This is a genomic window from Gemmatimonas sp., assembly GCF_046594945.1.
In the GTDB taxonomy this organism is placed as follows: domain Bacteria; phylum Gemmatimonadota; class Gemmatimonadetes; order Gemmatimonadales; family Gemmatimonadaceae; genus Gemmatimonas.
In genome coordinates this window covers 37,386-47,635 of sequence record NZ_JBKJRB010000051.1, presented here as the reverse complement: position 1 = coordinate 47,635, position 10,250 = coordinate 37,386, and the positions used below count along the sequence as shown (strand labels likewise).

General features: G+C 62.6%; 9 protein-coding genes. 3 read left to right on the top strand and 6 right to left on the bottom strand.

Features of this window, described 5'->3' with window-relative positions; translation table 11 throughout:
* The 3 genes from ACLL97_RS05690 to ACLL97_RS05680 form a co-directional block, all read right to left on the bottom strand.
* Positions 1-201, bottom strand: a 201-nt coding sequence (locus ACLL97_RS05690; protein WP_411279512.1) for a hypothetical protein, incomplete at its 3' end; no start/stop codon positions are given.
* An 85-nt stretch (positions 202-286) separates the two neighbouring features.
* Positions 287-775, bottom strand: a complete 489-nt coding sequence (locus ACLL97_RS05685) for an SRPBCC family protein (protein WP_411279511.1) — start codon at positions 773-775, stop codon at positions 287-289.
* A complete protein-coding gene (locus ACLL97_RS05680; RefSeq protein ID WP_411279510.1) occupies positions 772-1,113 on the bottom strand; it encodes an ArsR/SmtB family transcription factor in 342 nt (113 codons plus the stop codon). Before ACLL97_RS05680 ends, ACLL97_RS05685 begins: the two co-directional genes overlap by 4 nt.
* A 206-nt stretch (positions 1,114-1,319) precedes the next feature.
* Between ACLL97_RS05680 and ACLL97_RS05675 the strand changes: the two genes are divergently transcribed.
* Both ACLL97_RS05675 and ACLL97_RS05670 read left to right on the top strand, forming a co-directional pair.
* A complete protein-coding gene (locus tag ACLL97_RS05675; protein WP_411279509.1) occupies positions 1,320-2,012 on the top strand; it encodes an SIMPL domain-containing protein in 693 nt (230 codons plus the stop codon).
* A 155-nt stretch (positions 2,013-2,167) separates the two neighbouring features.
* Complete coding sequence (locus ACLL97_RS05670) at positions 2,168-3,790, top strand: ABC-F family ATP-binding cassette domain-containing protein (protein ID WP_411279508.1); 1,623 nt, start codon at positions 2,168-2,170, stop codon at positions 3,788-3,790.
* A 157-nt stretch (positions 3,791-3,947) separates the two neighbouring features.
* Here the strand turns inward: ACLL97_RS05670 and ACLL97_RS05665 are convergent, their stop codons facing one another.
* From ACLL97_RS05665 to ACLL97_RS05655, 3 genes are all read right to left on the bottom strand, one after another.
* Entirely contained in the window at positions 3,948-4,598 is a 651-nt protein-coding gene (locus ACLL97_RS05665) for a hypothetical protein (RefSeq protein ID WP_411279507.1), read from the bottom strand.
* 316 nt (positions 4,599-4,914) lie between these two features.
* The gene (locus tag ACLL97_RS05660) at positions 4,915-6,054 is read right to left on the bottom strand and encodes a hypothetical protein (protein WP_411279506.1); all 1,140 of its coding nucleotides are present in this window, start codon (positions 6,052-6,054) and stop codon (positions 4,915-4,917) included.
* 49 nt (positions 6,055-6,103) lie between these two features.
* A complete protein-coding gene (locus tag ACLL97_RS05655; protein ID WP_411279505.1) occupies positions 6,104-6,862 on the bottom strand; it encodes a carboxypeptidase regulatory-like domain-containing protein in 759 nt (252 codons plus the stop codon).
* A 248-nt stretch (positions 6,863-7,110) separates the two neighbouring features.
* Between ACLL97_RS05655 and ACLL97_RS05650 the strand changes: the two genes are divergently transcribed.
* Positions 7,111-10,236, top strand: a complete 3,126-nt coding sequence (locus ACLL97_RS05650) for a SusC/RagA family TonB-linked outer membrane protein (RefSeq protein WP_411279504.1) — start codon at positions 7,111-7,113, stop codon at positions 10,234-10,236.
* Positions 10,237-10,250 lie beyond the last annotated feature (14 nt).

Sequence of the window (10,250 nt, the reverse complement as noted above, 5' to 3'; positions counted from 1 at the left end):
CGTCGCGCGAACCAGCTGGCGGTCCGAGCGCACCGAGGCAACCGAAAGCACCGCCGGTCGCGCGAAGTACGCGACGGCCGCGAAGGCCCGCGAAGAACCGCCACAGCAGCAGTGGTGGTTCGGCGCGCCGCCGTGCGCCGACCGCTCTTCCGCCGCCAGACGCCACGGCAATTCATTCAGCACCTGTTCCACGAGACGCACGTGCCCTACGCCGCCTGACGGCACCACGCACGACGTTGCGGCCTCGTCAGCAACCGAACAGCATTGGGTCCTCCATCGCCTTGACCTATTTCAACGACTGCACGTGTGCCACCAGCTGATCGAGCGCGATCTCGGTTCCCTGAAGAAAACCAGACGCTTTATTCTTCGCACAGTCGGCCTCATCCCGATGCAGTGCGGTGAACACGTAGCGTGTTCCGGTGCCCACGGCTTCCAGCGAGACAATGGCGGTGATCGGAATGTCGTCGAACACTGCCGGGCGATAGTCGGGAAACAACATCGACGTCCAGACAAGTCGCTGCATCGGAATGACGTCCAGGAAACAGCCGACGTTCGGCATCTCTTGACCGTCTGACGTAGCAATGTCGATGCTGAATATGCCGCCCGGTCGCACGTCCATTTCGCAACGCGAAACGCGACCCCACGGCTTGGGCATATACCACTCCTTGAGATGTTCCGGCTTCGTCAACGCCTCCCACACGAGACGCGTGGGCGCATCGATGAACCGTTCGAGCGCGAAATCAAGTTTCGGATTGATCGTGAAGGGCCTGCTCATCGCTGTGACTCCTTCTCGTTGAGCTGTTGGATGTATGCGTCGAACCGATTTAATCGGGCCTCCCACAACTGACGCCGCTCGGTCAGCCAGTCGTCAACGACCGTGAACCGTTCAGGAGCGATCTCATACGTCCGCACTCGCCCTCGCTTCTTCGACGTCACCAGTCGGCTCTGCTCGAGTACCGAGAGGTGCTGCACGAACGCGGGGAGCGTCATGGCGAACGGTGCGGCCAGCTCGCCGACCGTGGCTCGTCCGACAGACAGATGCTCCAGGACTTTCCGCCGAGTCGAATTGGACAAGGCATGAAAAACTTCGTCAACGACGGCGGATCGAACCATCTCCTCACCATTCGATGGGTAATTCCCTGATCGGATGGATAGATCCTATCACAGGATTATACTAAGGTCAATACCTAAGTATTGTGTTCGGTGATCTTTATGGTGGCGCGCGTACGCCGCAGTGGCGGAGTCGCGCATGTACGCGCATCTTACTACTGCACGGCCAATCATTGCGTCACCTGTCTTCACAATCAATCCATCAATCGATGCGCTCTTCGCTCTCTCTCTTCGCCGCTCTGTTGTTGCCCCTCTCGCTCACCGCACAACCAGCGCGAGACACGCTCGTCACGGTATCGGCGGTGCGGAACAGCAAAGTCCTTCCCGATCGTGCGTCGCTGTATCTTATCGTAGAAGGAACAGCCGAAACCCCGGCCGATGCCATTGCGCGTGTCGACATCAAGCTGAAGACCGTGTCGGACGCGTTAAGCAAATTCGGCAGTCGCGTGCGAGTCGAAGCGCCCATCTCATACGGTGTGGGTCCGTCGCCGCAGCCGAACGGATTTCCCGGGAATACAGCGCCGGCCACGAGTCTTTCGCGGTCGGTCCTGCGGGTGCAGATCGATCGGCTCGACCAATTGGGACAGATCGTCGCGGCCGCCGTCAGTGCCGGCGCCGGGACCAGCTCGTCGCTCACCTTCGAAGCCAGTACGGCGGATTCCGTCCGCCGCTCCCGCATCGGCGAAACACTTGACGCAGCGCGACGCGATGCGGAGGTCATAGCCTCCGCGCTCGGCGCGAAACTGGGCGCCATCGTGTCCGTGAATTCGACCGGGAATTTCGGATTCCAGCAGCCGACCGCGCTGTACTTCGATTCGCGCTTCGGGCAGCAGGCCCAAGCACCCGAGATACAGATGTCCACCAGCGTCAGCGTCACATTCCGCATGTCGCGACAGCCATGACGCGCTGAGTCGCACGCCCTTCTGGGGGACTTCGTTCAGCAGGGAGAATTCGTGCCAGGCGGGAACTGCGCTAGAATATGAGTGGCCGTGGATGAGACTCGCGAGATCTCGTCGCGGTCCTTTCGTCGCCTACTTCCCGTTTCCTCGATCGCCGCGTGACCCTTCTTTCCTGCTCCAATATCGGCATCTCGTTCGGCGCCACCGAACTCCTCAAGAACATCACGTTCACCGTGGCCGAGGGCGAGCGGTGGGGAATCATCGGACGGAATGGTGCCGGCAAGACGTCGATCTTCAGCGTCATCACCGGCGACCTCCATCCCACAACGGGAGCCGTCGCACGCCAGCCGGGACTTCGGCACGCGCTGCTCGACCAACACCGGGCCTTCGAAGGTGCCACCACCGTGTGGCAGGCGGGTGCGGCGGCTTGGCGTGATGTCATGGCCCTCGAACAGCGGATCGCCGACCAAGCAATGGCGCTGGGGGAACTGGGCGACAAGGTCACCGACGAGATGCTCGAACGGTTCGGGCACGACCAGGAGCGCTTCGCCGACCTCGGGGGCTACATCTATCACGCCCGCGTCGATGCGGTGCTCCAAGGGCTCGGCTTCGACGCCGAGGAGTCGAGAGGGCGGTTGGTGTCGACGCTTTCCGGCGGCGAGCGAGGGCGAGTCGGTCTCGCGGCGCAACTCATCGCGCCCGCCGATCTGCTACTGCTCGACGAGCCCACCAATCATCTCGACCTCGATACCACGACCTGGCTGCAGGAGTGGCTTACGGAGGCCGATGAAACGGTGATCGTCGTGTCGCATGATCGTGCCTTCCTCGACGCGATCTGCACGAACATCCTGCACATCGAAGCGAAGTCGAGCGAGTCGTACAAGGGCAACTACAGCCAGTTCGTGCCGCAGCGGGCCGAACGCCGTCTTACACGCGAGCGTGAGCTGGAGAAGCAGCGCGCGTACGTGAAGAAGGAACAGGACTACATCATGCGCAATCTCGCGGGTGTGAACTCGTTCCAGGCGAAGGGCAAGCGCAAACGTCTGGAGCGCTTGCCGCGTCTGGCGCCGCCTCCAGGCGATCCGGCGGCGATGTCGCTCGAGTTCAAAATCGCGGAACGCGGCGGCGATCAGGTCGTGTCGATCAACGAGCTCCGTGTAGAAGTACCCGGACGCGTGTTGGTGGAAGCGTTCACGGCGGTACTGCGACGCAACGACTTTGTCGCGCTCGTGGGCCCCAACGGTGCGGGGAAATCTTCGTTCATCTCCACGCTCCTCGGTGATCGCACGCCGGCGAGTGGCGAGGCGAAAGTGGGAAGTTCAATCACGCCCGCCTATTTCAGGCAGGACTTGGCCGACCTGCCGCTCCGCATGTCGTTGTCGGACGCGATTCAAGCCCAGCGGCCGCTCTGGAATCGAGGGAACGTGCAGAACCACCTCGGCGCGTTCGGTTTCACCGGCGATGAGGTGTTCCGCGAAATTCATACGCTGAGCGGTGGCGAGCGCGCCCGCGTGGCGCTCGCGCTGATCACGCTGTCGGGGGCCAATCTGCTGGTGCTCGACGAGCCCACGAATCATCTCGACGTCGAGAACATCGAGGTGCTGGAGGACGCACTGGACGAGTACGAGGGTACCGTGCTGCTCGTGAGCCACGACCGCGCATTCCTGCGCGAGGTCGCCACGCGCGTGTGGTGGTTCGACGGGTCACGCCTAGTGGACTTCGACGGCCCCTTCATCGAGTGGGAAGCCAATCGACAGCGTCCCCGTCACGCGCAGCGTTGAATATCACGCTCGGCGGGCAATGATGGTGGCCTTCCGACATCCCTGAGCGCGCGCCACAACGCCGTGTCGTCCTGAGCGCCGCTCAGGACGACACGGCGTTTCTTCGCACGTTCAACCCCCGCGCTCGCCTCACGACGGTAGCGCAGGGGATCGTTCGTCAGGGGCAGCTGATGGACGGATTCCACTGGCTGAACATCCCGCTGGGATTCGTGTCCCACGCCCACACGTGCTTGTCGTAGTGCCACGGCATTCCGGCATCGTGGCCGGGCATCGGTCCCTCGAACAGCTCACCGAACACCGAGGGCCGCTGCGTTATTTGCGTGTAGCCAGCGCCCCATGGAGTCATCCCAAACCACGGATACACGTCGTTGGTCGCGTTGTTGCGGACCAGCACCGGCACCAGGTATTCGACGGCGACGAGCTTGAATTTGCCATTGGCCTTTGGAAGGTAGAGCAGGAGCTCCGGCTCGTTTGGTACCACTGCCTGGTCCAGCAGTGACGCCTTCACGACATGCACGCCCATCGTTCCCGCCGGGCTGGATACGCACGGAAGACCGGCCGGATTGGCATATCCAGCGGCCATGGCGGCGCCCACGTTGTGAAACGCTGCGGTGGAGCTACGCAGTGATGCGAGCGCCTTGGACACGTCGGACCCGAGGCGCGTGGCAGCTGGCGCGAGCTCGGTGGCAGCGGTGGCGTCGGCTACGCGCGGCGCCACCGGATCCGCCGCTGAACACGCCGTGGTGATCGAGAGGGCGGCTCCGAAAATCAGGAACCAGTGAGTCGGGGAGCGAGTGCTGGTCGACATGAGTTCTCCACTGCATCCACAAGGTGGGTGTGCCAAGGAGCGGGACCTTTGACGCTACGCCACGATTTTCGAAGCCGCAAGATCCGTGTATGCAACGTTCGCATGGCCTAAACCTGAGCCCGGCGTGTGGTGACGGACTGTGCGGCGACGCCCCGCGTTTACCGGCGACCGAACTCCACCGATCCCTACCGTGAGATCACGCGATTCCGCGCCCGGGTCCAACGAGCAGTTGGCCTTGAAGCCCTACGACGGACCCGCATAGACATGCCCTTCGCGTACTGTTCATTGCGCGTCGATCACCTGAAGACGCGCCGCTCTAGCGTTCCCATTGCCGCTGCACGAGCTCCCGATAGCTGCGTACACGCGACACGGCACTGTCGGCCGCGAACGACGCCACGGTTTGCACGAGCTGCGTGGTGTAGTAGCCCGCTACCGACGCCGGATGCGATCCCGGGCCTCCGAACCAGCTGCGCACGATGACACTCTGTGCTTGGCGTGGAAGGCGAGCTACGTACCGTGCATACGCCGAGAAGCGACCGTCGCGGATGAGATAGTCTTCCACATTCGACGCATACAGCACCGACAGCGCTTCCCGTCGCTCACGCAGCACGGTGCCGATGCGGAGCAACGTGCTGGGGCCCGAGAGATCGCCGACCACGGGAATGACGAGATTGCGTCGCTCGAGCGACTTCACCACCTGGAAGTCGCGATCCCGCGCCAGATAGCTGGCTTGCCGACCGGCGAGATCCTTCTCGGTCATCAACTGTCCGAGCGTGGGATAGTAGTCGCGGGGCGCGCGACCGGTGCTCGTGAAACGCAACGTGGGACCTTGCGCCATGAACGTGCGATGGAATCGCTCGATCGTCGCGAGATCGCGTTCCGACATGGAGAGACCATATCGCATGACGCGCGCGCGGACGTCGCGTACGGCGGCATCCGCACTCGCCGGTGTCGCAGGCGTACGGGCGGCCCACGCCACAATGGAGTCGATGGGCTGGTCGCGGAGCGACTCGATGTTGGACGGCACGGTGCGTCCGAGCCAGAGCGCCACGTACTCGGTGCGGTTACGCGCGCGCTCGAACAGTGCTTTGAACAACAGATGGTGTAACTGATTGTCGCGGCGGATATCCGTGATGAAGGCGATCGACGGATTCACACGAGCGATCAGACTGAAGTTTTGGTCGGGTCCCACACCGATGTAAGCGCCACCGCGCACACCGAGCTTGTCGAGCGTCGTGAGCGGATGCAGATAGCTCGACTCGTTCGAGATCAGGTTATCGGTGTCGAAGTAGCCGCCGTTGTCCGAGAGTCCGCGTACGAGCACGGCGAACTGCTCGACGCTGAGGCTGTCGGCGGCAACGGACGTCGTCGCATGCACAAACGCATGCGCTTTCGTGACCGGCGGCGCCGGCGTGGCCGTGACAACCAGCGCGCTGGGTGCGAATATCGCGACCAACAGGACCCTCAGTCGGAAGGCCATACGGCGCGCCACACGCGGTCTCACGCTATTTGCGCTTTGCTGCACGACCGTTGGCGGTCCAGATGACGATCACGCCGCAGCCGGCGTTGGTGCCGGCGAACTCTCCCGGCACATCACTGGCGCCGGTGTACACCTCGATCGCTTGGATATCGCGCACTGGAACAAGTGGACCGAACATGTTGTCCACGCGCTCGTCTACCACGTAGTCGGGCGAGCAGCCTAACGGTGCGCGTGCCATCTGCACCAAGCAGGTGGAGCCCGCGCAGGAGTAGCGTACGCCACGTAGCGGGCGCATGGCATCCTGCAACGTGCCAAAATGTCCCTCTTCGAGCTGGGTACGAGTGAGGTACTGCCCGCGGCCAGTGGTCCGTCGCCGCTCGAAGTCATCAAATCGCCGCCCCGCCGACATGGGCGCGGTAACGGGCATAGTGGGCAAGACCTGAGCTTTGGCGCTGTCCTCGGCGGACAGTGTGCGCCCCACCGGGTCGAGCTCGAGATCCCGCTCCATCACTTCGCGCGCGGCAAAGGCCAGCGTGACCGAGCCCCTGTTATAACCGGCGGCACTCACCAAGAAGCGGTGGATGCCGACTTTGAGACCATCGATGCGGTACCGGCCTGCGGAGTCGGTTTGCACACTCGCCCCGGTGGTGGTGGCGGCCACGGTGGCGCCGATCAATGGTGCACCGGAGACGGCGTCGAGGATCCGACCGCGGAGCAGGGCGACTTGAGATCCGCTCTGGGCGGCGAGCGGCTTGAGAACGATCAGGAAGGCCACACAGAGCATGGCTACCCGTCGACGAAATGGCGGGCCCGACCGTAAATACGGGCGATCAGAGACGGATCGTAAAGCCGACATGGTTAATCCCAATTTGGAAGGTCGAACCCCAGATATACACCTGATCCCACAAAAAGATCGACAACCAGTGACGGATGTGTGACGTTGGCGGTTAACATTGCAACATGGTTCCAGACGGCTTGTACCTGCGACAAGCCGCACTCCACAGGGACGAACTCCCCAGGCCCGGAGCACGAATGCATCACGTCTCGCGGCGGTTATACGCCGCTGCCGCCTCATTGATCTTCCTACTGCAACCCGACGCCGCGCAAGCGCAGGCGACGATGACCATTACCGGTCGCGTCACTTCGAACGGGCAGCCGTTGGGTGGAACACAGATCGGCCTCATCGAACTGTCGGCCGGTGCCGTTACCGACCAGCAGGGTCGCTACTCGTTTACCGTCGATCCGTCGCGGGCCAGCCGGCCGGTGAGTCTGCTCGCGCGCACGATCGGCTATCGCCCGATCCGCCGCTCGATCACGCTGACCGCCGGACGCAGCGAGCAAAACTTTGAGCTCGAGAAGGACGTCCTCAATCTCGAAACGATCGTCACCACGGGTGTGTCGGACGCGACCTCGCAGAAGAAGACGACCTTCTCGGTCGCAGCAGTCGACAACGCGCAGATCAAGGAAGCGCCGGCCTCTTCTCCGCTCGGCGCCCTCAGTGGCCGTGTGGCCGGTGCCAGTGTGACGGCCGTCAACGGTGAGCCCGGATCGGCGCCGCGCATCCGTCTCCGCGGTCCGACGTCGCTCACGGGCAGTCAGGATCCGCTCATCATCGTCGATGGCACGATCTCGCGCCTGTCGCTCGCCGACATCAACTCCGAAGACATCGAGCGTATCGAAGTCATCAAGGGGGCGGCCGCGAGCTCGCTGTACGGCTCCGACGCCGCCAACGGCGTGGTGCAGATCTTCACGAAGCGTGGCGCGGCACTCGCCGCCGGCCAGACCAGCGTGACGGTCCGCAACGAGATCGGCAGCAACGATCTCCGGAAAACGATCCCGAACAACTTCTCGCATCCGTACAAGGTCACGGCCACGGGCGAGTTCCTGCGAGATGCCAACGGCAACCGCGTGCAGGAAGACGATCGGATTTCCGACAACTCATACCCGAAGGTCTTTGACCAGCTGGGTGAGGTGTTCCGCTCGGGACAGTTCATGACGAACTACATCTCCGTCGGCCAGCGCAACGAGAAGTCGAACTTCAACGCCTCCTTCCAGAATTCGAAGGATCAGGGCATCGCGAATTTGCTGAGCGGCTACAACCGTCAGAATTTCCGCATGAACCTCGATCTCGAGCTGCACCCCAAGCTCGACCTCCAGACGGGTGCGTTCTACGGGCAGTCGAAGGCCGACGCGTCCGACGACAGCTCAGGCGACGCCTTTTTCGGTCTCCGCTTCCTCGAGCCGAACATCGACCTGCTGGAGAAGAATCCGAATGGCTCGCCGTACAAGGCGGCTATCCGTCAGACGCCGGCGTCGGGTAATGTGAGCAACCCACTGTACAACTGGTCAAACGTCCAGAACCTGAACGACCGTAGCCGCTTCACCGGCACACTCAAGGTGCGCTATCGCCCGTTCCAGTGGCTCACCTACGAAGCCAATACGAACTTCGATCGCGGCTCGCGCGAACTGCGCTCGTACACGCCGCTCGGGTACATCGGCTCCACCGGCACGGTGAACAAGGGCAACATCTCCAGCGACGTCGATCAGACGAAGGCCTACAACCTCGGCAGCACGCTGACGGCCACCAAAACGACGTCGTGGTTTACGAATACCACCAAGCTGGCGTGGGTGTACGAGGATCAGAACAATACCGGCACGAGCATCTTCGCCTCGTCGCTTACCGTGCCTCGTGTGACCGAGTTCTCCGCCGCCTCGCGCGATCCCGAGAGCCCGATCATTCCGAACTCCTACACGCAGCCGATCCGCAACCAGAACTTCTTCGCCATCACCACGTTCGACATCAAGGACAAGATCATTGTTGACGGACTCATTCGTCGCGACGAGTCCTCGCTGTTCGGCGCCGATCAGCGCTCGAAGCTCTTCAAGCGTCTCTCGGGCGCGTACCGCGTGTCGGAAGACTTCAAGCTCCCCGGCGTTGACGAATTCAAGCTCCGCATGTCTTACGGCGAGGCGGGGCTCCGTCCGGTGTTCGATGCGCAGTACGAGCAGTTCGCGATTCGCGGCGGCAGCCCGGTCAAGATCACACTAGGCAACCCGAATCTCCGTCCGGCGTTCTCTCGCGAAATCGAAGCCGGCTTGAACGTCAACTTCCTCAAGAACTTCACGTTCGAGTACAGCTACTCCAGCAAGATCACCGACGACCAGATCCTTAATGTTCCGGTGTCGGCCGCGACCGGCTTCGAGTCGCAGTGGCTCAACGCCGGCTCGCTGGGCGGCAAAACACACGAAGTCCTGCTCGGCGCGGTGCTGGCCAACAAAAAGGATTTCCTGTGGCGTGTGAACATCGCGGGTGACCGCACGCGCCAGGTGGTTCGTAGCCTCGACGTGCCACCGTATCTCGTGGGACCGGTGGCCAATACCACCATCTTCCGCCTCGCGTCCGGACAGCCGTTCGGCATCGTGTACGGCAGCAAGTGGCTCCGCTCGGCCAGTCAGGTCAGCGAGATGGTGGCCTCGAAACGGCTCGCCGGAACCGCTGCCGACTACGTGCAGAATGAAGAAGGCTTCTACGTAGCCAAGAGCGGCTACCGCACCGGCGCCGAGCGTCCGATCAAGTTCGCCGACGCGACCGGCAACACGCTGTTCGAGATCGGCGATGTGAACCCCGACTTCAATCTGAACTTCAACACCCAGATGAACTGGAAGAAGTTCGCCGTCACGGCGGTGGTGAACTGGGTGCAGGGCGGCGACATCTACAACTACACGCGTCAGTGGCCGTTCTTCGACCAGCGCGACCCGGCGTTCGACCAGCGCAGCAAGCCGGAAGTCGAGAAGAAGCCGACGCCGTACTACGCGACGTTCTACAACAACTTCGACGCCAACGACTACTTTGTGGAAAGTGGCAGCTACGTGCGTCTGCGCGAACTCGCCGTGAACTACGAGCTGCCGGCGTCGCTCGTGAAGCGCATCGGCATGGGCGAAGGACGCACGGCGCGCCTTGGCGTGGTTGGCCGAAACCTGTTCACGTCCACCAAGTACTCCGGTTACGATCCGGATGTCTCGGGTGTCTCGAGTGTCCCGCGCGGAGCGGGCGGATCGGGCGGATCGGGGTCATCCAACCCGTTCGCGTATCGCGTCGACTACTTCACGTATCCAATTTTCAAGACGTTCACGTTCATGCTGGAGCTCGGACTGTGAGCGCCGCCAACCGG

What these genes read in the sequence shown, in the direction of transcription:
- ACLL97_RS05655 (WP_411279505.1), bottom strand. Translation starts at nt 6,862, where the DNA reads ATGCTCTGTGTGGCCTTCCTGATCGTTCTCAAGCCGCTCGCCGCCCAG.
- ACLL97_RS05665 (WP_411279507.1), bottom strand. Translation starts at nt 4,598, where the DNA reads ATGTCGACCAGCACTCGCTCCCCGACTCACTGGTTCCTGATTTTCGGA.
- ACLL97_RS05675 (WP_411279509.1), top strand. Translation starts at nt 1,320, where the DNA reads ATGCGCTCTTCGCTCTCTCTCTTCGCCGCTCTGTTGTTGCCCCTCTCG.
- ACLL97_RS05680 (WP_411279510.1), bottom strand. Translation starts at nt 1,113, where the DNA reads ATGGTTCGATCCGCCGTCGTTGACGAAGTTTTTCATGCCTTGTCCAAT.
- ACLL97_RS05685 (WP_411279511.1), bottom strand. Translation starts at nt 775, where the DNA reads ATGAGCAGGCCCTTCACGATCAATCCGAAACTTGATTTCGCGCTCGAA.
- ACLL97_RS05650 (WP_411279504.1), top strand. Translation starts at nt 7,111, where the DNA reads ATGCATCACGTCTCGCGGCGGTTATACGCCGCTGCCGCCTCATTGATC.